At 52.2% G+C, this 20488-nt stretch carries 24 protein-coding genes; 14 read left to right on the forward strand and 10 right to left on the reverse strand.

Annotated elements, in window-relative coordinates; translation table 11 throughout:
* Window position 1 precedes the first annotated feature (1 nt).
* The 4 genes from QEN31_RS12270 (at window position 2) to gstA (ending at window position 4146) form a co-directional block, all read left to right on the forward strand.
* Window positions 2-694: an electron transport complex subunit E gene (locus QEN31_RS12270; protein WP_001289628.1), complete on the forward strand. Its 693-nt coding sequence runs from the start codon at window positions 2-4 to the stop codon at window positions 692-694.
* Window positions 694-1329 (forward strand): endonuclease III, encoded by a 636-nt coding sequence (gene nth, locus QEN31_RS12275; protein WP_001030318.1) that lies wholly within the window; start codon window positions 694-696, stop codon window positions 1327-1329. The genes QEN31_RS12270 and nth overlap by 1 nt, the downstream gene beginning before the upstream one ends.
* A 601-nt stretch (window positions 1330-1930) precedes the next feature.
* On the forward strand, window positions 1931-3436 hold the full coding sequence (dtpA, locus tag QEN31_RS12280) for a dipeptide/tripeptide permease DtpA (protein ID WP_000100911.1): 1506 nt from the start codon (window positions 1931-1933) through the stop codon (window positions 3434-3436).
* A gap of 104 nt (window positions 3437-3540) precedes the next feature.
* On the forward strand, window positions 3541-4146 hold the full coding sequence (gene gstA / locus QEN31_RS12285; protein ID WP_000765727.1) for a glutathione transferase GstA: 606 nt from the start codon (window positions 3541-3543) through the stop codon (window positions 4144-4146).
* 58 nt (window positions 4147-4204) lie between these two features.
* Here gstA and pdxY read toward each other — a convergent pair whose 3' ends face one another.
* From pdxY to anmK, 5 genes are all read right to left on the reverse strand, one after another.
* Window positions 4205-5065, reverse strand: coding sequence for a pyridoxal kinase PdxY (gene pdxY, locus QEN31_RS12290; RefSeq protein WP_000789732.1), 861 nt, complete (start codon window positions 5063-5065; stop codon window positions 4205-4207).
* Between the two features lie 59 nt (window positions 5066-5124).
* Complete coding sequence (gene tyrS / locus QEN31_RS12295; RefSeq protein WP_000168626.1) at window positions 5125-6399, reverse strand: tyrosine--tRNA ligase; 1275 nt, start codon at window positions 6397-6399, stop codon at window positions 5125-5127.
* A gap of 126 nt (window positions 6400-6525) precedes the next feature.
* Window positions 6526-7182: a pyridoxamine 5'-phosphate oxidase gene (gene pdxH / locus QEN31_RS12300; protein WP_001282334.1), complete on the reverse strand. Its 657-nt coding sequence runs from the start codon at window positions 7180-7182 to the stop codon at window positions 6526-6528.
* Between the two features lie 58 nt (window positions 7183-7240).
* Window positions 7241-7570 (reverse strand): C-type lysozyme inhibitor, encoded by a 330-nt coding sequence (mliC, locus tag QEN31_RS12305; RefSeq protein WP_001132086.1) that lies wholly within the window; start codon window positions 7568-7570, stop codon window positions 7241-7243.
* An 87-nt stretch (window positions 7571-7657) separates the two neighbouring features.
* Window positions 7658-8779 carry an anhydro-N-acetylmuramic acid kinase gene (gene anmK / locus QEN31_RS12310; protein WP_000835011.1) on the reverse strand — a complete coding sequence of 374 codons (1122 nt, stop codon included), beginning with the start codon at window positions 8777-8779 and terminating at the stop codon, window positions 7658-7660.
* Between the two features lie 271 nt (window positions 8780-9050).
* On the opposite strand from anmK, the gene slyB reads away from it, so the two are divergent.
* Window positions 9051-9518, forward strand: coding sequence for an outer membrane lipoprotein SlyB (gene slyB / locus QEN31_RS12315; RefSeq protein ID WP_000597179.1), 468 nt, complete (start codon window positions 9051-9053; stop codon window positions 9516-9518).
* A gap of 47 nt (window positions 9519-9565) precedes the next feature.
* On the opposite strand, the gene slyA is transcribed toward slyB, so the two are convergent.
* Entirely contained in the window at window positions 9566-10006 is a 441-nt protein-coding gene (gene slyA / locus QEN31_RS12320; RefSeq protein ID WP_000764553.1) for a transcriptional regulator SlyA, read from the reverse strand.
* 194 nt (window positions 10007-10200) lie between these two features.
* On the opposite strand from slyA, the gene QEN31_RS12325 reads away from it, so the two are divergent.
* Genes QEN31_RS12325 through QEN31_RS12335 form a run of 3 tightly spaced genes read left to right on the forward strand, consistent with a single transcriptional unit; the run spans window position 10201 to window position 13339 of the window.
* Window positions 10201-10437 carry a DUF1656 domain-containing protein gene (locus QEN31_RS12325; RefSeq protein WP_000649755.1) on the forward strand — a complete coding sequence of 79 codons (237 nt, stop codon included), beginning with the start codon at window positions 10201-10203 and terminating at the stop codon, window positions 10435-10437.
* Between the two features lie 2 nt (window positions 10438-10439).
* Window positions 10440-11300 carry an efflux RND transporter periplasmic adaptor subunit gene (locus tag QEN31_RS12330; protein WP_001520441.1) on the forward strand — a complete coding sequence of 287 codons (861 nt, stop codon included), beginning with the start codon at window positions 10440-10442 and terminating at the stop codon, window positions 11298-11300.
* On the forward strand, window positions 11300-13339 hold the full coding sequence (locus tag QEN31_RS12335) for an FUSC family protein (RefSeq protein ID WP_000777608.1): 2040 nt from the start codon (window positions 11300-11302) through the stop codon (window positions 13337-13339). Before QEN31_RS12330 ends, QEN31_RS12335 begins: the two co-directional genes overlap by 1 nt.
* Here the strand turns inward: QEN31_RS12335 and sodC2 are convergent.
* From sodC2 to QEN31_RS12350, 3 genes are all read right to left on the reverse strand, one after another.
* Window positions 13315-13836, reverse strand: coding sequence for a superoxide dismutase [Cu-Zn] SodC2 (gene sodC2, locus QEN31_RS12340; RefSeq protein WP_000826819.1), 522 nt, complete (start codon window positions 13834-13836; stop codon window positions 13315-13317). The genes QEN31_RS12335 and sodC2 overlap by 25 nt on opposite strands.
* Window positions 13837-13915: 79 nt before the next feature.
* The gene (locus QEN31_RS12345) at window positions 13916-14812 is read right to left on the reverse strand and encodes an aldo/keto reductase (protein WP_000250717.1); all 897 of its coding nucleotides are present in this window, start codon (window positions 14810-14812) and stop codon (window positions 13916-13918) included.
* A 50-nt stretch (window positions 14813-14862) separates the two neighbouring features.
* Window positions 14863-15102, reverse strand: a complete 240-nt coding sequence (locus QEN31_RS12350) for a DUF1289 domain-containing protein (RefSeq protein ID WP_001519323.1) — start codon at window positions 15100-15102, stop codon at window positions 14863-14865.
* Between the two features lie 102 nt (window positions 15103-15204).
* Between QEN31_RS12350 and QEN31_RS12355 the strand changes: the two genes are divergently transcribed.
* The 4 genes from QEN31_RS12355 to rnt all read left to right on the forward strand — a co-directional run bounded on the left by QEN31_RS12355 (window position 15205) and on the right by rnt (window position 18184).
* Window positions 15205-15804, forward strand: a complete 600-nt coding sequence (locus tag QEN31_RS12355; RefSeq protein WP_001041823.1) for a TetR/AcrR family transcriptional regulator — start codon at window positions 15205-15207, stop codon at window positions 15802-15804.
* 58 nt (window positions 15805-15862) lie between these two features.
* The gene (locus tag QEN31_RS12360) at window positions 15863-16960 is read left to right on the forward strand and encodes an alkene reductase (RefSeq protein WP_000092932.1); all 1098 of its coding nucleotides are present in this window, start codon (window positions 15863-15865) and stop codon (window positions 16958-16960) included.
* Window positions 16961-17028: 68 nt separating this feature from the next.
* Window positions 17029-17436 carry a lactoylglutathione lyase gene (gene gloA / locus QEN31_RS12365; protein WP_001237787.1) on the forward strand — a complete coding sequence of 136 codons (408 nt, stop codon included), beginning with the start codon at window positions 17029-17031 and terminating at the stop codon, window positions 17434-17436.
* 100 nt (window positions 17437-17536) lie between these two features.
* Window positions 17537-18184, forward strand: a complete 648-nt coding sequence (gene rnt / locus QEN31_RS12370; RefSeq protein WP_001282267.1) for a ribonuclease T — start codon at window positions 17537-17539, stop codon at window positions 18182-18184.
* Between the two features lie 77 nt (window positions 18185-18261).
* Here the strand turns inward: rnt and grxD are convergent, their stop codons facing one another.
* The gene (gene grxD, locus QEN31_RS12375) at window positions 18262-18609 is read right to left on the reverse strand and encodes a monothiol glutaredoxin 4 (RefSeq protein WP_000108176.1); all 348 of its coding nucleotides are present in this window, start codon (window positions 18607-18609) and stop codon (window positions 18262-18264) included.
* Window positions 18610-18943: 334 nt separating this feature from the next.
* On the opposite strand from grxD, the gene QEN31_RS12380 reads away from it, so the two are divergent.
* Window positions 18944-19765: a C40 family peptidase gene (locus tag QEN31_RS12380; protein WP_001520344.1), complete on the forward strand. Its 822-nt coding sequence runs from the start codon at window positions 18944-18946 to the stop codon at window positions 19763-19765.
* 126 nt (window positions 19766-19891) lie between these two features.
* Window positions 19892-20473 (forward strand): superoxide dismutase [Fe], encoded by a 582-nt coding sequence (gene sodB, locus QEN31_RS12385; protein ID WP_000007299.1) that lies wholly within the window; start codon window positions 19892-19894, stop codon window positions 20471-20473.
* Window positions 20474-20488 lie beyond the last annotated feature (15 nt).

Below are 20488 nucleotides of genomic sequence, written 5' to 3' on the forward strand. Positions count from 1 at the left end.
CATGAGCGAAATAAAAGACATTGTTGTTCAGGGGTTATGGAAAAATAACTCTGCTCTGGTGCAGCTACTTGGCCTGTGCCCTCTACTGGCGGTGACGTCTACGGCAACCAACGCTCTGGGGCTGGGTCTGGCCACAACGCTGGTATTAACGCTGACCAACCTTACGGTGTCCGCACTACGTCGCTGGACGCCGGCAGAAATCCGTATCCCGATTTACGTCATGATCATTGCCTCGGTGGTAAGCGCAGTACAGATGCTGATCAATGCGTATGCGTTCGGTTTGTATCAGTCTTTAGGGATTTTTATTCCTCTGATTGTAACGAACTGCATTGTTGTTGGTCGCGCCGAAGCGTTTGCCGCGAAAAAAGGACCGTGGCTTTCCGCGTTGGACGGTTTTTCCATCGGCATGGGCGCGACAGGCGCGATGTTCGTGCTGGGTTCGCTGCGCGAGATCCTCGGGAATGGTACGCTTTTCGATGGCGCGGATAGCCTGCTGGGAGGCTGGGCAAAAGTATTACGGGTCGAGATATTTCACACCGACTCGCCTTTCCTGCTGGCGATGCTGCCGCCAGGCGCGTTTATCGGCCTGGGGCTCATGCTGGCGGTAAAATATCTTATTGATGAAAAAATGAAGAAACGCCGCGCCGAAACCGCGCCTTCCGCTGTTCCGGCAGGTGAAACAGGGAAAGTCTGATGAACAAAGCAAAAAGGCTGGAAATTCTGACGCGCCTGCGCGACAACAATCCGCACCCCACAACGGAACTCAATTTCACGTCGCCGTTTGAGTTGCTGATTGCCGTGTTGCTTTCCGCGCAGGCAACCGACGTCAGCGTGAACAAGGCTACCGCCAAACTTTACCCGGTCGCCAATACGCCAGCCGCGATGCTGGAGCTGGGCGTAGAGGGCGTGAAATCCTATATCAAAACTATCGGCTTATTTAACAGTAAAGCGGAAAACGTGATTAAGACCTGCCGTATTTTACTGGACAAGCATAATGGCGAAGTGCCGGAGGATCGGGCGGCGCTGGAAGCGCTTCCCGGCGTGGGGCGTAAAACCGCTAACGTGGTGCTAAATACCGCCTTCGGCTGGCCGACCATCGCCGTTGATACGCATATATTTCGTGTATGCAACCGAACGCAGTTCGCGCCGGGTAAAAATGTCGAGCAGGTAGAAGAGAAGTTGCTGAAAGTGGTGCCGAATGAGTTCAAAGTGGACTGCCATCACTGGTTAATTTTGCATGGCCGCTATACCTGTATCGCCCGAAAACCCCGCTGCGGCTCCTGCCTCATTGAAGATCTTTGCGAATACAAAGAAAAAGTCGATATTTGATATGGTCGGAGTGCGTCCGTCACGCCAGCGCGCTCCCACCTTCGGCCTGGATCTATTTTAGCCATCAATCATTCCAGTCTCTGTCCTTTTTCTGATGTAATGTGCTTTCGTTTTCACTCCACGTCAGGTTAATCATTTTTTTAATCGCAAAAAATTCTATCTATCCGTGATCAGGATCACTTTGATAACTTCATGTGAAATTTAATGACATCTAAGGTTACATTTACAACCGGATAGACTGACGCCCCGTTTTCACTACAAAACATTACTCTGCCATTTTTTCAGATAATGGCCTATATCACTGCTTTTCACCTTAAATAGCAGAAGATATCGCCTTTCACCCAAACTAATGGCCTTTTTGCAGTGTAAAAATCTGCCATTCTTCAAATGAAGAAATTTAACGCTGGATAACATTTCTGACATCGGACGATTCAACCAGAAGAGTTATATGTAACAGATTATTACAAAGCTCTTGTCTGGAGAGGAAAGATAGTGAACATTACCTGCCGTTTCCCCTCCAATATAACAATCGGACGGATGAGTCTGACTCATCACGCGCCAGACAATCCCTGTTAATACGGGGCGTAAAAAAGAGGTAAAAGTGTCTACTGCAAACAAAAAACCAACTGAAAGCGTCAGTTTGAACGCTTTCAAACAACCGAAGGCGTTCTATCTCATCTTCTCGATAGAGTTATGGGAGCGTTTTGGTTATTACGGCCTGCAAGGCATTATGGCCGTCTACCTGGTAAAACAACTGGGTATGTCAGAAGCGGATTCCATCACCCTTTTCTCTTCCTTCAGTGCACTGGTGTACGGCCTGGTCGCCATTGGCGGTTGGTTAGGTGATAAAATTCTGGGCACCAAACGCGTTATTATGCTGGGTGCCGTGGTGCTGGCTATCGGTTATGCGCTGGTCGCATGGTCTGGTCATGACGCTGGCATCGTCTATATGGGCATGGCGGCTATCGCTGTGGGTAACGGTCTGTTTAAAGCTAACCCGTCTTCCCTGCTGTCTACCTGTTACGCGAAGGACGATCCGCGTCTCGACGGCGCATTTACGATGTATTATATGTCCGTCAACATCGGCTCCTTCTTCTCTATGCTGGCGACGCCGTGGCTGGCGGCGCGTTATGGCTGGAGCACCGCGTTTGCGCTTAGCGTCGTCGGTATGCTGATAACCGTCGTTAACTTTGCTTTCTGCCAGCGCTGGGTGAAAAGCTACGGTTCCAAACCCGACTTTGAACCGATCAACTTCCGTAATCTGCTGCTGACCATCGTGGGTATTGTCGTTCTGATTGCGGTCGCCACCTGGCTGCTGCACAACCAGGATATCGCACGTATGGTGCTGGGCGTAATCGCTCTTGGCATCGTCATTATCTTCGGTAAAGAAGCGTTTTCCATGCACGGCGCGGCTCGCCGTAAAATGATCGTCGCCTTTATTTTGATGCTGCAGGCGATTATCTTCTTCGTACTGTACAGCCAGATGCCGACGTCGCTGAACTTCTTTGCCATTCGTAACGTCGAGCACTCTATTCTCGGTATCGCGTTCGAACCGGAACAGTATCAGGCGCTGAACCCATTCTGGATCATTATCGGCAGCCCGATTCTGGCCGCTATCTATAACAGGATGGGCGATACGCTGCCGATGCCGATGAAATTCGCCATTGGTATGGTGCTGTGTTCCGGCGCGTTCCTGATTCTGCCGCTGGGTGCCAAATTTGCGAACGATGCCGGCATCGTATCCGTAAACTGGCTGATCGCAAGCTACGGCCTGCAAAGTATCGGTGAGCTGATGATCTCCGGTCTGGGACTGGCAATGGTCGCACAGTTGGTTCCGCAGCGTCTGATGGGTTTCATCATGGGTAGCTGGTTCCTGACAACGGCAGGCGCTAACATCATCGGCGGTTATGTCGCCAACCTGATGGCTGTGCCGAGCGACGTGACTGACCCACTGATGTCCCTGGAAGTCTATGGTCGCGTATTTATGCAGATTGGCATAGCAACCGCCGTTATCGCCGTCCTGATGCTGCTGACAGCGCCTAAGCTGAACCGTATGACCCAGGACGATGATACCGCTGAAAAAGGCTCTAAAGCCGCTACAGTTTAATTTTCCGGGAAACAACATTCAGGCCGCTAACTGTGCGTTAGCGGCTTTTTTTTTGCTCGTCCCCGCACTACCATACTTTAAACCTCAGCAAAAAGGAGTTACCGATGAAACTGTTCTACAAACCGGGTGCCTGCTCTCTTGCTTCCCATATTACCCTGCGCGAAATTGGCAAAGACTTTACGCTTGATGGCGTCGATCTCGCAAAAAAACGCCTGGAAAACGGTGATGATTACCTGGCAGTCAACCCTAAAGGACAGGTTCCGGCTCTGCTGCTGGATGACGGCACACTGTTGACTGAAGGCGTCGCCATTATGCAGTACCTCGCCGACAGCGTTCCCGACCGCCAGCTTCTGGCGCCGGTAAGTAGTCTTGCTCGCTATCATACGCTGGAATGGCTCAACTATATTGCAACGGAACTGCATAAAGGCTTTACCCCGCTGTTCCGCCCTGACACGCCGGAAACACTCAAACCCGCCGTTCGCGCCGGTCTGGAAAAGAAATTGCAGTATGTGGATGAGTCGCTTTCAGACGACCAGTGGATTTGCGGCCAGCGTTTTACCATTGCAGACGCTTATCTGTTTACCGTATTGCGTTGGGCCTATGGCGTAAAACTGAATATGGACGGGTTAACGCATATTGAAAGTTATATGCAGCGTGTCGCAAAAAGACCGACCGTTGCGGCAGCGCTTAAAGCGGAAGGACTGAATTAATGTCATGTTGCCGGATAGCTCGCTGTACCGCCATCCGGCCTCTTTTTAGCAGCAATAATTACAGCCGCGTTGCGCTGAAGTAATGTTCAGGGTTAGCGATCCTGTCCTGGGCCGCCACGACCTGCAGTTCGTACTCCTGCATCGTTTTGGTGGCGATCATAATCTCATAGACTGCCGCCGTAACGTGCTCCAGCGCCTGCTGCAACGTCGCGCCCTGCAAAAGTTTGACCAGCAATAAACCACTGGTGACATCGCCAACGCCAACCGGCTGACGTGAACCGAAATCCACCAGCGGACGGCTAATATGCCAGGCTTCCTGCGCTGTCACCAGCAGCATTTCAAAGCGTTCTGAACTGTAACCGGCGCGGGCGAGATGTTTTACCAGTACAATTTCTGGCCCCTGAGCAATCAGTTCACGCGCCGCCTGCACGGCGTCATCCACATTATTCACGCTATGTTTGCTGAGAATTTCCAGTTCAATCAGGTTAGGCGCGATAATATCGCTGGCGGGTAGCGCATAACGCACATGGAACTCTGCGACGCCAGGCGCCACGATACAACCCTTTTCCGGATGCCCCATCACGGGATCGCAGAAATATTTTGCCTGCGGATTTGCTGCTTTAACCTGGCGCACAATACCGAGAATGTGTTCTCCCTGCTCGGCAGATCCCAGGTAACCGCTAAGTACGGCGTCGCAGTGCGCTAACTGGCCAATGTCCGCAATCCCCTGGACAATCTCAGTCAGATGGCTGGGCGGCATGACACAGCCGGTCCATTTACCATATTGCGTGTGGTTAGAAAACTGAACGGTATTCAGCGGCCAAACATTCGCGCCAAGACGGCGCATGGGAAATTCGGCGGCGCTGTTGCCCGCATGTCCGAAAACAACATGGGACTGGATAGCGAGGATATTCTTCATTTTTTTACCTGAACATCAAAAATAAGGGAGTGATTTCTCACTCCCTGTTACTTAATGCCTTATTTCCAGCAAATCAGACAATAGTTCTTTTTGCCGCGACGTAATAAGGTATAGCGGCCAAACAGACGGTCCTCATCGTTAAAGATGTATTCAGGATCGGATTGTTTTTCACCATTGATAGTGACAGCGTTGGAGGCGATAGTCTTACGCGCCTGACCACGTGACGGCTGGAGTTCGGCGTCTACCAGCGCCTGCATCAGGTCGGCGCCTTTTTCCATTTCAACCATCGGTACGCCGTCCTGCGCCAACTGCTCAAAGTCAGCTTCGCTCAGCGCGCTCAGTGAACCGCTGAACAGGCATTCGGTGATCCGTTTCGCCGCGACCAGTCCCTCTTCACCATGAACGAGGCGCGTCACCTGCTCGGCCAGCACATACTGCGCGCGCGGCGCTTTACCGCTGTTTTTATCTTCTTCTTCCAGGGCATTGATCTCTTCAATGTCCATAAAAGTGAAGAATTTCAGGAAGCGATAAACATCGGCATCTGCGGTGTTAATCCAGAACTGGTAGAATTTGTACGGACTGGTTTTCTTCGGATCCAGCCAGACAGCGCCGCCTTCGGTTTTACCGAATTTCGTGCCGTCAGCTTTGGTGATGAGTGGAACGGTCAAACCAAATACCTGATTCTGGTGCAGACGACGGGTCAGGTCGATACCGGAAGTGATGTTCCCCCACTGGTCAGAACCGCCAATCTGTAAGGCAACGCCGTGCAGTTTATTCAGGCAAGCGAAGTCGTACCCCTGTAGCAGGTTATAAGAGAACTCCGTGAAAGAGATACCCTGATCGTCACGGTTCAGACGCTGCTTCACCGCTTCTTTGTTGATCATCTGATTAACGGAAAAATGTTTACCGATATCGCGCAGGAAAGTCAGCACATTCATGCTGCCGAACCAGTCATAGTTATTGGCCGCGATGGCGGAGTTTTCGCCGCAATCAAAGTCCAGGAATGGGGCAACCTGTTTACGAATTTTCGCCACCCACTCCTGAACGGTCTCTTCAGTGTTCAGTTTACGCTCGGCGGCTTTGAAGCTCGGGTCGCCAATCAGACCGGTCGCGCCGCCTACCAGCGCAACAGGTTTGTGCCCTGCCTGCTGGAAGCGTTTCAGGCATAACAATGGAACCAGATGCCCCAAATGCAAGCTGTCAGCGGTAGGATCGAAGCCGCAATAGAGCGCGATCGGGCCTTGCGCCAGTCGCTCTGCCAACGCGTCTTCGTCCGTCACCTGGGCTACCAGCCCCCGCTCTTGCAATTGTTTAATCAAGTTACTGCTTGCCATCAAAATCTCCATGTATAAAACGACTGCACCTTTGCCGGTACACGACTTTTCGCCAGACGCGAAAGAGACATAGCATAAAACGGCGGATTCATCCGCACCAGTGCTTAAAACAAGATTTTTGCATCTTTAGGGCGCAAGACGGTCGATTTTCCACGCGCCGTCGTCGCGTTGGTATAAAAAGCGATCGTGCAGACGATGTTCGCCGCCCTGCCAGAACTCCATCTGTTCGATACTCACGCGAAAACCACCCCAAAAGCTGGGTAACGGCACTTCGCCCTGTTGAAACTTCTGCTTGAGCTCCAGGAATTTGCTTTCGAGGATACCGCGCGCGGAAATGCGGCTGGATTGTTTAGAGACCCATGCGCCGATCTGGCTGTCGCGCGGACGGCTGTGGAAATACCTCACCACCTCAAGAGTGGAGAGACGCTCGGCTTTGCCTGTCACCATCACCTGGCGTTCAAGCATATGCCAGGGAAATAACAGGCTGATACGCGGATTGTGCTCAATCTGATGCGCCTTGCGGCTTCCCAGGTTGGTATAAAAGACCAGGCCTTTTTCATCATAATGCTTGAGCAACACAATACGCTGGTACGGTTGACCCTTGTCATCTACGGTCGCCACGACCATTGCCGTTGGATCGGCCAGTCTGGCGTCGCACGCTTGCCCAAGCCAGCGCTCAAATAAGGTTAACGGTTCAGCGGGTAAATCGCGGCGACGCAAGCCGCCTTTCGTGTATTCACGGCGCAGATGCGCGATCTGCTGCAATTGGTCGTTATCAGACATGGCGTTGATCAGAAATAATCAGTGGGTGGCGCTATTGTGCGCCCCCATACTGAAAATCTCAACGCTTCGGATTTTGTAACTGACAGTTATTAAGCACAATTCTGTCTCGTTTATAGACCGTGGCGCTCTCGCCTTGCGACCAGAAAACATAAATCCCGTCGGTATAACGCGCGCCCGAGGCCGAGATTCCTTGCTTCAGGGTCAGCAGCTTATTGTCATAAACAAAACTGACCTCTTCACGCGGGTTATTGACTTTAACGGTAAGCGGCTTCTCATCACACTGGTATTCCAGCGTATCCGTTTGCATACGTTCAACAAATTGTTGATAAACGCTACAGCCGGTCAGCAGCACAGGTAAACACATTATTGCGATCTTTTTCATAGGCATATCCCGAAAGCTCTCCTGCTTCTGGAAGGGCAAACGCCCCTTCCTGACCTTGCTAGTTTACCGATATAGGGTCCGGGAAAAATTCAGTTAACTCTGAGTTATTGGGTTAGCCGGGTAAATAGCGCCTAAAACACTGGCTTCTGTAGCCCCCGTCACGGAAGGTAAATTTCCCGGCAGGCCCGCGAGCGTTCGCCAGGCAAGCCAGGCAAAGGCCAGCGCTTCCATATCATCGCCGCTGATCCCCGCCTTATCGGTGGTCGAAACCTCGATACCTGGCAACAGCGCCGCCAGACGGGCCATCACTAACGGATTCCGGCCACCGCCGCCACAGACCATCAGCCGCTCGCAGCCGCCGTTGAGCAGCACCTGTTGGGCGATGGAGACCGCCGTCAGCTCCGCCAGCGTGGCCTGTACATCGCGCGCGTCTGCGCCAGGGAAAGCCGCAAGATGGCGCTCTAACCAGCCATAGTTGAAATATTCGCGTCCTGTACTTTTGGGCGCCGACGCAGCAAAGTACGGATCGCGCAACATCTTTTGCAGCAATGGAAGAATAACCTGACCTTCTTTCGCCCATGCCGCGTCTTTGTCGTAGGGCTGCGCGCATTGTCGCCAAATCCACGCATCCATCAACATATTACCCGGCCCCGTGTCGTACCCGCGCACCGCCTGTCCGGGGAAAAGCAGAGATAAATTGGCGATGCCGCCGATATTCAGGACCATACGTTTTTCCGTCGGATGTCCCAACAGCGCGTGATGGAAAGCAGGCACCAACGGCGCGCCTTGTCCGCCCAGCGCAATATCCCGCCGCCGAAAATCGCCGACCACTGTAATCCCCGTATGGGCGACGATGTGATTATTATCGCCAATTTGCAGCGTATGCGGGGCCTCGCCGGTCGGTTCATGCCAGACCGTTTGCCCATGACAACCAATGGCGACGATATCCCGCGGCTGCAAACGTTGTTGCGCTAACAGCGCATTAACCGCCTGTGCAAAAAGCCGGCCTAACTGGGTATCAAGCTGGCCGAGTTGCGAGAGCGTAAGCGGCTGTCCCTGGCAAATATCGAGAATGCCTTTTTTCAGATGAACGGGAATGGGCCAGGTGAGACTTGCCTGTTGCGCAACCATGGTTTCATCAATTGCCGCCAGTACAACATCCACGCCATCAAGGCTGGTTCCGGACATAACGCCAATAAAACGGCCCGATTTCATACCTCTTCCTTTTAAGCTGGGTTAAGCCTTAACACTCGGCATAACGTATTTTGTAATGCTATGCCCACGTCACATTTTTTGCCGTGTCGTCCACGGATATCAATGACCTATCTTTTCTTGCTTCCGACTTCGTTTAAGATTGGTTAATTAACTTCTGATTATGATTTTCACATTCTTTCGGCAGAAGATATGACCTTAACTGCATAAATGCCATATAATTTAGCTATAGGGATGCTGAAATAGCGTTTCGTGAAGAACAGGAGATGGGTAAATGATTAAACGTGTACTGGCCGTTTCACTGATGGGGTTATCCCTAGCGGGGTGTGTTAACAATGATAGCCTTTCGGGTGATGTTTATACCGCATCCGAGGCTAAACAAGTTCAGAATGTAACGTACGGTACTATCGTTAACGTTCGTCCGGTTCAAATTCAGGGCGGTGATGATTCTAACGTGATTGGCGCTATCGGCGGCGCGGTGTTGGGCGGATTCCTCGGCAACACTATCGGCGGCGGTACGGGTCGTTCACTGGCGACCGCGGCAGGCGCGGTGGCTGGCGGCGTAGCGGGCCAGGGCGTCCAGAGCGCAATGAATAAAACCCAGGGTGTGGAACTGGAAATTCGTAAAGACGATGGCAACACCATTATGGTTGTGCAGAAACAAGGAAATACGCGTTTCTCGGCAGGTCAGCGTGTCGTGCTGGCCAGCAACGGCAGCCAGGTTACCGTCTCTCCACGCTAAACCAGGCTTTACGTGTGGTCACATGGCCACACGTATGCCCCTGCACCTCAATCGTGAGAGTGCAATTCCATAATATTGTGTTCAAGTTTGGCGATAAGTTTAATCAGAAGCTCAATCTCCTCTGAAGAAATCCCAGCCAAAATTTCACCGCGCGTTTTATGAATGACCTCTTCCATCTCAGCGATCAGCGGCTCCGCTTTTTCGGTCAGTTTAATCCGCTTAGCGCGACGATCGCTGGCGCAGGTTTGCCGCGAAATTAGCCCCTTATCTTCAAGTTGATCCAACGTGCGTACCAGCGATGGCTGCTCAATGCCTATCGCTTTAGCCAATTGAATCTGCGACTGGTCAGGCGGCAATTGATGAATATTGTGCAACGTGACCCAATGTGTCTGCGTCAATTCCAGAGGCTTGAGGCGATGGTCAATCAGAGCACGCCAAATGCGCACCAACCGTGCCAGATCAGAACCTAGTGGCGATTCCAATTTCATCTCCTTATAATTAGCTTGCTAAGTTATTATGCTGATTTTAGAATAGTGTGCAGTATTTGTATTCTCAAAACAAATGTATTGCTAAATTTGCTTACCAATAGACATTTTTTCAGACATAGTGCGCACTTGGCACCTGTAGCTTCAGTTTTGGCTAAAACTAAAGCATCGATGTCTGACGCAAAGGAACATTGCTTGTGAAGTGTATACTCAACGCCACAGGATTGCCCTTACAAGATCTCATGTTGGGAGCATCTGTTTACTTTCCGCCATTCTTTAAAGCCTTTGCGCTTGGGTTCGTTATCTGGTTGTTTATTCACCGACTCCTGCGTGACCGGATATACTCTGATGAAATCTGGCATCCCCTGTTAATGGATCTCTCCCTCTTTACGCTTTGCGTATGTCTGGGCCTCGTTTTACTGATCGCGTGGTAAATATGTCGTTAAAAACAATAAAATATTTTTCTACTCTCATTGTCGCCGTCGTCGCCGTTCTGGCCGCGTGGTGGTTATGGAATTACTATATGCAGTCACCGTGGACGCGCGATGGTAAAATCCGCGCGGAACAGGTCAGCGTAACGCCACAGGTTTCTGGCAGCATTACCCAACTCAATATCAAAGATAATCAGTTCGTCAACGCCGGGGACGTTCTCTTTGTCATTGATAAAACGCCCTTCCATATTGCAGAACTTAACGCGCAGGCGCAGTTGGCCAAAGCGCAGTCCGATCTGGCAAAAGCGAATAATGAAGCCGATCGACGTCGACATTTATCGCGTAACTACATCTCTGCTGAAGATCTGGATAGCGCCAATCTGAATGTTAAAGCGATGCAGGCCAACGTAGATGTCGCACTGGCAACGTTAAAACAGGCGCAGTGGCAGCTTAGCCAGACGGAAGTAAAAGCGCCGGTATCCGGCTGGGTGACCAACCTTTCCACGCGTACCGGTGATTATGCCAGCACCGGTAAGCCACTTTTCGCCCTGGTAGATAGCCATTCATTTTATGTAATGGGATATTTCGAAGAAACCAAACTACGCCATATCCGCGAAGGTGAGCCTGCATTAATAACACTGTATAGTGGCAATGTTAAGTTACAGGGTCACGTTGGCAGTATCGGGCGCGCTATTTACGACCAAAGCGTGGAAAGTGACTCCGGTTTAGTGCCCGATATCAAACCCAACGTACCGTGGGTACGTCTGGCGCAACGCGTACCGGTACGTATCGAATTTGACGCTTTACCGCAGGATATCACGCTCGTCTCCGGCACTACCTGCAGCGTAGCCATTGGACAGCGGTAATGAAACTCTCCCTGCCGGCCCTGCGAAATACGCCCTGGTTTAAAGCGACCTCCGGCCAGTGGCGTTACGCGTTGCGCAATACCATTGCCATGTGTCTCGCGCTGACATTCGCTTATTATCTCAATCTGGATGAGCCCTACTGGGCAATGACTTCGGCCGCAGTGGTGAGCTTTCCGACCGTAGGCGGCGTAATCAGTAAAAGTCTGGGGCGTATTGCCGGGAGTTTACTCGGCGCGACCGCCGCGTTAATTATTGCTGGCCATACGCTGAATGAACCCTGGTTGTTCTTATTTAGCATGGCCGCCTGGATCGGTTTTTGTACCTGGGCCTGCGCGCATTTTACCAATAATGCCGCTTATGCTTTCCAGTTGTCCGGCTACACGGCGGCGATCATCGCGTTCCCGATGGTTAATATTGTAGAAATCACGCAGTTGTGGGATATCGCCCAGGCACGTGTATGTGAAGTTATCGTCGGCATCCTCTGTGGCGGCATGATGATGATGATCCTACCCAGCACATCGGATGGTACCGCCCTGCTCACCGCGTTTAAAAACATGCATGCGCGCTTGCTGGAACATGCCAGTCTACTGTGGCAGCCGGAGACTACTGACGCTATCCGCTCCGCGCATGAGGGGGTCATTGGGCAAATCCTGACCATGAACCTGCTGCGTATTCAGGCCTTCTGGAGTCACTACCGTTTTCGCCGCCAGAATGCATTGCTAAATGCATTGTTACACCAGCAATTACGGTTAACCAGCGTGATCTCCAGTCTGCGTAGAATGCTTTTAAACTGGCCGACGCCGCCGGAAAACAGCCGCGAAGTCATTGAGCAACTCTTAGCTGAGTTGGCAAAACCGCGCGCGGACAGCTACACCGTGGCGCAGATTATTGCGCCGCTACGCCCGCAGGATGAACAGGATTATCGTCACCTCGCGTTCTGGCAGCGATTACGCTATTTTTGCCAGCTATATCTGCGCAGCAGCCGTCAGTTATATCTGATCGAAAGCGGCGCGCCGGTGGATCAAATCCATATCCGCCGCACTCCCGGCCTTGCGCGGCATACGGATAACGCAGAGGCCATCTGGAGCGGCGTGCGTACCTTTTGCACGCTCACGGTGATTGGCGCCTGGAGTATTGGCGCGCAATGGGAATCCGGGCCCGGCGCATTAACCCTGGCGGCGATCAGTTGCGTCCTCTACTCCATCGTCGCCACGCCGTTTAAGTCGCTTTCCTTATTGATGCGTACTTTAGTGCTGCTGTCCTTATTCAGCTTCGTGGTGAAATTTGGCCTGATGGTGCAAATCACCGATCTGTGGCAATTCTTGCTTTTCCTTTTTCCGCTGTTCGTCACGATGCAACTGCTTAAACTGCAGATGCCTAAGCTGGCGGGACTGTGGGGGCAGCTTATCGTTTTTATGGGCTCATTCATCGCCGTGACCAATCCACCGGTGTACGACTTCGCCGACTTCCTTAACGATAATACCGCCAAGATCGTCGGCGTCGCGATTTCCTGGCTGGCGTTTGCGATTTTGCGCCCCGGTTCCGATGCCGTAAAAAGCCGCCGCCATATCCGCGCGCTACGCCGGGATTTCGTCGATCAGCTTAGCCGTCACCCTTCCCATAACGAAAGCGAGTTTGAATCGCTGACCTATCATCACGTCAGTCAGCTCAGCAATAGTCAGGATGCGCTGGCGCGCCGGTGGTTATTACGTTGGGGAGTGGTGCTGCTGAACTGCTCGCATGTGGTGTGGCAGCTGCGCGCCTGGGAGTCGCGTTCCGATCCGCTTTCCCGGGTGCGGGATATTTGTATATCCCTGCTGCGCGATGTGATGAGCGAGCGCGGCGTGCAGCAACGCCCGCTTGCCGTCACGCTACAGGAACTACAGCGTATCTGCGACACGCTCGCACATCATCATCAACCCGCCGCGCATGAGCTGGCGGCGATTATCTGGCGTTTACACTGTTCGCTGTCGCAGCTGGAACAGGCTCCAGCGCAGGGAACACTGGCTCCGGGTTATTTAATGACGCCGCAGGCGTAACGCATTCCGCCGCCGCCGAGCGGTTTCGGCTGATCGGACATGTTATCGCCGCCCACATGGATCATGAGCGCTTTATCTTTCACTTCATCAAGAGACTTCAGACGCGGCGCAGTAACCGGTTCGCTGGCGATACCATCATTATTAACGACTAACACCGGGAGGTCGCCCAGATGCCCCTGGCCTTCCGGTCCTTCATGCTTGCCGGTATTTTGTGGGTCCAGATGACCACCAGCGGCTTCTGCGGCAACCGCTTTGCCGTCTTTAATCGCGGGCTGGCAGCTACCGTTGGCATGAATGTGAAAACCATGCTCGCCCGGCGGCAACGCTTTAAGGTGTGGGGTAAATTTTAAGCCGCCTTCGGTTTCATCGATGACGACGGTGCCGATAGACTGTCCTACGCCTTGCGCCGTCACCAGATTCATCTCTACTTTCTCGCTGGCGGCCTGCGCACCCGCACAGGCCAGCAGCGTCACCATCGCTAAACTTAATCGCTTCATAAAACCTCCGTTACATGTGGTCGCCTGTTAAGTGTAAACCACTGGCGAAAACATGTACGGAAAGTCAACGAGTTGGCGATTACGGCACGTCATAACCCAGTGCCGCCTTGCGGATTCGGAACCACTGTTGACGCGTCAATGACAGCGTTTCCGCTTCTAGTGCGGCGCGTACGCGTTCGATTTTACCCGAGCCAATAATCGGCAGCGGCTGCGACGGCAAACGTAAAATCCAGGCATAGACCACCTGTTCAATAGAACTGGCGTTGAGTTCTTGCGCGATAACGGAAAGTTCCTGGCGCAACGGCTGATAAGCCTCATCATTAAACAGCCGACCGCCGCCAAGACATGACCAGGCCATCGGACGAATACGCAGTTGCTGTAATTGATCTAATGTGCCGTCCAGCAACAAAGGCTGGTGAACCGGCGAGATCTCCACCTGGTTGGTCGCCAGGGTGAAAGGCAGGCGCGATTGCAGCAACGTAAATTGCGCTGGCGTAAAATTAGAAACGCCAAAATGGCGCACTTTGCCGCTTTGGTGCAGATGTTGAAACGCCTCGGCGACGTCATCCGCATCCATTAACGGATCGGGACGGTGAATTAACAACATATCCAGATAATCTGTCGCCAGATTTTTTAATGACTGTTCGGCGCTCAGAATAATATGGCGGCGATCGGTAATATAATGACCGAGCTTATTTTCCGCTCTGGCAGTGGTCGCAATACCGCATTTGGTAACGATTTGCAGTTTTTCCCGCAAATGCGGCGCCAGCGTTAGCGCCTCGCCAAACGCCGCTTCGCACTGATAACCGCCATAAATGTCCGCATGGTCAACGGTAGTGACGCCCAAATCCAGATGTTCTTCGATAAAACTCACTAACTGACGCGCGGACATATTCCAGTCCATCAAACGCCAGTAACCCATGACAAAACGCGAAAACTCCGGGCCTTGTGGAGCGATGGTGACACGCTGAACCATAACAGATTCCTCATAGAGAATAATGAGGTTGAGTATACGCAATTCCGCGTTTAAAAGAGTGAAGGTTGTTGAGGATCTTCCGATGGGAGAGGCTTATTTGCGCGTATTTTACGCAAGAAACGCTGGCGACAAAGCCGCAGTACATTTTGTTTCTCGACATCGCTCATTTTTTGCCAGTTAAACCGTTCGTCGCGGCTGCGCATACAGCCCCGACAAAAGCCACGCTCATCAGACTGGCAGATACCGCGACATGGGCTTGCTACAGGAAAAAACTCCAACTGCTCGGCCACATCCCCTCCTCAACGTTTGACGCTTATGACTATTGAAGACGCTAACTGACATTATGGCAACTCTGCTTGTAGTAGACCGACTGGTCTACTATACTGCCTGCTATGAATAAGCAAACCGAACACGATACCCGCGAACATCTGCTGGCCACCGGCGAGCAGCTTTGTATGCAACGGGGTTTTACCGGCATGGGGCTTAGCGAGTTGCTCAAAACCGCCCAAGTGCCTAAAGGGTCGTTTTATCACTACTTTCGCTCGAAAGAAGCCTTCGGCGTCGCCATGCTTGAGCGACATTACGCCTGCTATCATCAGCGTCTTACGGCGCACTTCACCTCCGGTCCCGGTAATCATCGCGATCGTCTTCTCGCCTGGTATCAGGAAACGTTAAAGCAGTTTTGCCAGCAAGGCGCCATCAGCGGTTGCCTGACGGTGAAACTGTCAGCGGAAGTCTGCGATCTGTCGGAGGATATGCGCTCTACGATGGATAAAGGGGCGCAGGAGATCATGGCACTGCTTGCACGCGCGCTGGAAGATGGCCGTAATAGCCACTGTTTACATTTCACCGGCCAGCCGTTGCCACAGGCGCAGGTACTTTATGCCCTGTGGCTGGGCGCCAATTTGCAGGCCAAAATATCCCGTAGCGCCGCGCCGCTGGAAAATGCGTTGGCGCATGTTAAGACCATCATTGCAACGCCTGAGCAGTAACAGGCGTTTTTATTTCCTTTATTACAAGACGACCGGTCTACTTATATCAGGAGCCACTATGTCATCAGCAAAACTGTTTACCCCCCTCAAGGTGGGTGCCATCACGGCGACAAATCGCGTATTTATGGCGCCTTTGACGCGTTTGCGGAGTATTGAACCGGGCGACATTCCTACGCCGTTAATGGCGGAATATTACCGTCAACGCGCCAGCGCTGGATTGATCATCAGCGAAGCCACACAAATCTCCGCACAGGCGAAAGGCTATGCCGGCGCACCGGGATTACACAGCGATGAGCAGATCGCCGCCTGGAAAAAAATCACTCAGGGAGTCCATGCCCAGGGCGGCCATATGGCGGTGCAACTGTGGCATACGGGCCGTATTTCACACGCCAGCCTGCAACCAGGCGGACAAGCGCCCGTCGCGCCATCCGCTATCAATGCGGGAACCCGCACCTCTTTGCGTGACGAAAACGGCCAGGCCATCCGCGTAGAGACTTCCACGCCGCGCGCGCTGGATACTCACGAGATCCCCGGGATCGTCAACGATTTCCGCCAGGCTATCGCCAATGCCCGAGAGGCGGGCTTCGATCTGGTGGAGCTGCATTCCGCGCACGGTTATCTGCTGCACCAGTTCCTCTCACCGTCTTCTAATCACCGTACCGATCGGTACGGCGGCGGCGTAGAGAATCGCGCCCGTCTGGTACTGGAGGTGGTTGATGCCGGCATTAAGGAATGGGGCGCGGACCGTATCGGCATCCGCCTTTCTCCTGTCGGCACTTTCCAGAATGTCGATAACGGCCCGAATGAAGAAGCTGACGCCCTTTATCTGATTGAAGCGTTAGGCAAACGCGGCATCGCTTATCTGCATATGTCTGAACCAGACTGGGCGGGCGGCGAACCGTACAGCGACGCGTTCCGTGAAAAAGTGCGCGCGCGTTTCCACGGTCCCATCATCGGCGCTGGCGCCTATACGCCAGAAAAAGCGGAAGATCTGATCGAAAAAGGGCTGATTGACGCCGTGGCGTTTGGTCGTGATTACATCGCTAACCCGGATCTGGTAGCGCGTCTGCAACGTAAAGCGGAACTTAATCCACAGCGTCCCGAAAGTTTTTATGGCGGCGGCGCGGAAGGCTACACTGACTACCCTACTCTGTAATTTCATTGATAGCGGCCTCACATCGCCGCTATACTTTGAATATCTTGACTATTTTAAGGACAACGAAAATGCGTTTATTGCATACTATGCTGCGCGTCGGCGATTTGCAGCGTTCCATCGCTTTTTACACTAACGTTCTGGGCATGAAATTGCTGCGTACCAGTGAGAATCCGGAATACAAATACTCGCTGGCCTTTGTGGGATATGGTCCGGAAACGGAAGAAGCGGTCATCGAACTAACCTATAACTGGGGCGTTGAGAGCTACGACATGGGCAATGCGTACGGGCATATCGCGCTGAGCGTTGACAATGCTGCTGAAGCCTGTGAACGCATTCGTCAGAACGGCGGCAACGTGACCCGTGAAGCGGGGCCGGTAAAAGGCGGTTCGACCATCATCGCCTTCGTTGAAGATCCGGATGGCTATAAAATCGAATTGATTGAAGCTAAAGACGCAGGCCGCGGTCTGGGTAACTGATCCCCCGCCGGGCGCAGGTCACTGCGCCCGTTGTTTTACTGCATCCCGGCGTAAAATTTGCCATAATACGCGCTGCATTTTTTCGTATTAAGAGACTCAGATGTCCGATAACGCTCAACTTTCCGGTCTGTGCGACCGTTTTCGTGGTTTTTATCCTGTCGTCATCGACGTTGAAACTGCAGGATTTAACGCTAAAACCGATGCGCTGCTCGAAATCGCCGCCATCACGCTGAAAATGGATGAACAAGGCTGGCTGATGCCGGACATGACGCTGCATTTCCATGTGGAGCCGTTCGCTGGAGCCAACTTACAGCCGGAAGCGCTTGCGTTTAACGGTATCGATCCCTCTAACCCGCTACGCGGCGCGGTGAGTGAATATGAGGCGCTACACGCTATTTTCAAAATGGTGCGTAAAGGTATCAAAGACAGCGGTTGTAGCCGCGCCATTATGGTCGCGCATAACGCCACTTTTGATCACAGTTTTATGATGGCCGCCGCAGAGCGCGCCTCGCTGAAACGTAACCCGTTTCATCCGTTCGTCACCTTTGATACTGCGGCATTGAGCGGACTGGCGCTGGGACAAACGGTGTTATCAAAAGCGTGCCTGGCGGCAGGTATGGAGTTTGACGGTGAAAAGGCCCACTCCGCTTTGTATGATACCGAGCGGACAGCGGTGCTGTTTTGTGAAATTGTCAATCGCTGGAAGCGCCTGGGCGGCTGGCCGTTACCTTTGCCGACGGACAAATAACGAGGCTAACAACGCCGCTCTTGCTCACGATGGCGGTAAAAAAGCGACCTTTACAGGTCGCTTTCTCCTTGCACAGATTACTCTGCGTCCGGCTCCTGAGTTTTATATTTTGCCGCAGTTTCTTTAATAAGCTGCTGCAACTCACCACGCTGATACATTTCAATCACAATATCACACCCGCCGACCAGCTCGCCGTCCACCCACAGTTGTGGGAATGTCGGCCAGTTGGCGTATTTCGGTAATTCAGCGCGAATATCCGGGTTTTGCAGGATATCAACATAGGCAAAACGTTCCCCGCAGGCTGAAAGCGCCTGAACGGCCTGCGCAGAGAAACCACAGCTTGGCAGTTTCGGTGAACCTTTCATATACAGGAGAATCGGGTTTTCAGCGATCTGGCGCTGAATTTTTTCGATAGTGGTGCTCATTGTCTCGCTTCCTTAAACTACTTTTACGACTGAAGCCTGTCATTGTAACGGGTCAGGCTGGCAACGGAAAATAACATTTTCATCATGCCTTATTATTTTACCGTCTGCGGGAATAAGTTGTATACAAAATATCTTTTAAGCGGGTTGCCGCGCAGTGATTTGTAGATAACGCGTTCGTGTTTAGCATTAATTGCTATTTTTTTACATCTGTTAACGAAACACAGCTTCAGAAACCAAAAGCAATTACCAATCTGTGCTTTTGTAGATTAGAATTATCAGGTTTTGTAAATCATACGCAGGCATGAATCGCCTGCCTTTAACAGAGGATTGCTCAGTGGCGCGGATAAACAAAATCTCGATCACGCTCTGTGCTTTACTTTTTACTACTCTCCCCTTTACGCCAATGGCCCATGCTTCCAGGCAAGCCAAAGCGACGCCTGCTGTTTCTCATGTCACGAAAACGGCAGATAAAAAGAAAAGCACAACGAAAAAGATCAGTAAAACCAGCAAAAAAAACGTAAAAAAAACCTCAAAAACCAGCCGTTCTTCTTCCGCTTCTACGCCAAAACGTACCACCGCCTCCACGAAATCTCGTCATACGACGCATCGTCGTAACAGAACCGCGCCCACGTCAATCGCCGCCCTCGACGTAACGGAAAAATGCACGACGCGTAAAGGCCGTAAGCCGCACTGCGTGAAGGGGAAAGGAACATTGCCGGTCTCTATTGCCGATGCGCATCGTGCAAAAGTACAAAAAGCGACGAAAACCGCGATGTCCAAACTCATGAATCAGATTGGTAAACCGTATCACTGGGGAGGCGCGTCGCCGCGCACCGGTTTTGATTGCAGCGGTCTGGTTTATTATGCCTATAAAGATTTAGTGAAGATCCGTATCCCCCGAACGGCGAATGAGATGTATCACCTGCGTGACGCGGCGCCCATTGAGCGTAGCGAGTTGAAAAACGGCGATCTGGTGTTCTTCCGTACGCAGGGGCGCGGCACCGCCGATCACGTTGGCGTCTATGTCGGCAACGGTAAGTTTATCCAGTCTCCGCGCAGCGGTCAGGAAATTAAGATCACCTCACTGAACGAAGAATACTGGCAACGTCATTATGTCGGCGCCCGCCGGGTGATGACGCCTAAAACAATTCGCTAATATTTTATCCTGTCGTTTAACGACAGGATAACTTCTTCTTTTGCGCCACCGCTCAATTTGCTACCCTATCCTTACGCGCACCAGGGGTATTGTGCGTGCGCAATATTAATAATAAGGAGAGAAGCAATGTCGTTCGAATTACCTGCATTACCGTATGCCAAAGATGCTCTGGCGCCGCATATTTCTGCTGAGACGCTGGAATATCACTATGGCAAACATCATCAGACTTACGTGACCAATCTTAACAATTTGATCAAAGGCACGGCGTTTGAAGGCAAATCGCTGGAAGAGATCGTGCGCACTTCCGAAGGCGGCATCTTTAATAACGCCGCTCAGGTGTGGAACCACACCTTCTACTGGAACTGCCTGGCGCCAAACGCTGGCGGCGAACCGACCGGGAAACTGGCTGATGCTATCGCGGCATCTTTTGGCAGCTTCGCGGAATTTAAAGCGCAATTCACCGATGCCGCTATCAAAAACTTTGGTTCCGGATGGACATGGCTGGTAAAAAGCGCTGATGGCAAACTGGCTATCGTTTCTACCTCAAATGCCGGTACGCCGCTGACTACGGATGCAACGCCGTTGCTGACGGTTGATGTGTGGGAACACGCGTATTACATCGACTACCGCAACGCCCGTCCAAACTATCTGGAGCATTTCTGGGCGCTGGTTAACTGGGAATTTGTTGCGAAAAATCTCGCCGCATAAGTCTGAGTACGCAGA

The sequence above is a fragment of the Salmonella sp. SA15303 genome (genome assembly GCF_029962125.1).
GTDB classification, from domain to species: domain Bacteria; phylum Pseudomonadota; class Gammaproteobacteria; order Enterobacterales; family Enterobacteriaceae; genus Salmonella; species Salmonella enterica.

Bases quoted from the DNA above. Each gene is read 5' to 3' on its own strand.
- gstA (WP_000765727.1), top strand. From the start codon at position 3,541: ATGAAACTGTTCTACAAACCGGGTGCCTGCTCTCTTGCTTCCCATATT.
- slyA (WP_000764553.1), bottom strand. From the start codon at position 10,006: ATGAAATTGGAATCGCCACTAGGTTCTGATCTGGCACGGTTGGTGCGC.
- nth (WP_001030318.1), top strand. From the start codon at position 694: ATGAACAAAGCAAAAAGGCTGGAAATTCTGACGCGCCTGCGCGACAAC.
- sodC2 (WP_000826819.1), bottom strand. From the start codon at position 13,836: ATGAAGCGATTAAGTTTAGCGATGGTGACGCTGCTGGCCTGTGCGGGT.
- QEN31_RS12360 (WP_000092932.1), top strand. From the start codon at position 15,863: ATGTCATCAGCAAAACTGTTTACCCCCCTCAAGGTGGGTGCCATCACG.
- rnt (WP_001282267.1), top strand. From the start codon at position 17,537: ATGTCCGATAACGCTCAACTTTCCGGTCTGTGCGACCGTTTTCGTGGT.
- mliC (WP_001132086.1), bottom strand. From the start codon at position 7,570: ATGCCTATGAAAAAGATCGCAATAATGTGTTTACCTGTGCTGCTGACC.
- QEN31_RS12330 (WP_001520441.1), top strand. From the start codon at position 10,440: ATGTCGTTAAAAACAATAAAATATTTTTCTACTCTCATTGTCGCCGTC.
- QEN31_RS12335 (WP_000777608.1), top strand. From the start codon at position 11,300: ATGAAACTCTCCCTGCCGGCCCTGCGAAATACGCCCTGGTTTAAAGCG.
- QEN31_RS12270 (WP_001289628.1), top strand. From the start codon at position 2: ATGAGCGAAATAAAAGACATTGTTGTTCAGGGGTTATGGAAAAATAAC.
- gloA (WP_001237787.1), top strand. From the start codon at position 17,029: ATGCGTTTATTGCATACTATGCTGCGCGTCGGCGATTTGCAGCGTTCC.
- QEN31_RS12345 (WP_000250717.1), bottom strand. From the start codon at position 14,812: ATGGTTCAGCGTGTCACCATCGCTCCACAAGGCCCGGAGTTTTCGCGT.
- tyrS (WP_000168626.1), bottom strand. From the start codon at position 6,399: ATGGCAAGCAGTAACTTGATTAAACAATTGCAAGAGCGGGGGCTGGTA.
- QEN31_RS12355 (WP_001041823.1), top strand. From the start codon at position 15,205: ATGAATAAGCAAACCGAACACGATACCCGCGAACATCTGCTGGCCACC.
- slyB (WP_000597179.1), top strand. From the start codon at position 9,051: ATGATTAAACGTGTACTGGCCGTTTCACTGATGGGGTTATCCCTAGCG.
- anmK (WP_000835011.1), bottom strand. From the start codon at position 8,779: ATGAAATCGGGCCGTTTTATTGGCGTTATGTCCGGAACCAGCCTTGAT.
- grxD (WP_000108176.1), bottom strand. From the start codon at position 18,609: ATGAGCACCACTATCGAAAAAATTCAGCGCCAGATCGCTGAAAACCCG.
- sodB (WP_000007299.1), top strand. From the start codon at position 19,892: ATGTCGTTCGAATTACCTGCATTACCGTATGCCAAAGATGCTCTGGCG.
- pdxH (WP_001282334.1), bottom strand. From the start codon at position 7,182: ATGTCTGATAACGACCAATTGCAGCAGATCGCGCATCTGCGCCGTGAA.
- pdxY (WP_000789732.1), bottom strand. From the start codon at position 5,065: ATGAAGAATATCCTCGCTATCCAGTCCCATGTTGTTTTCGGACATGCG.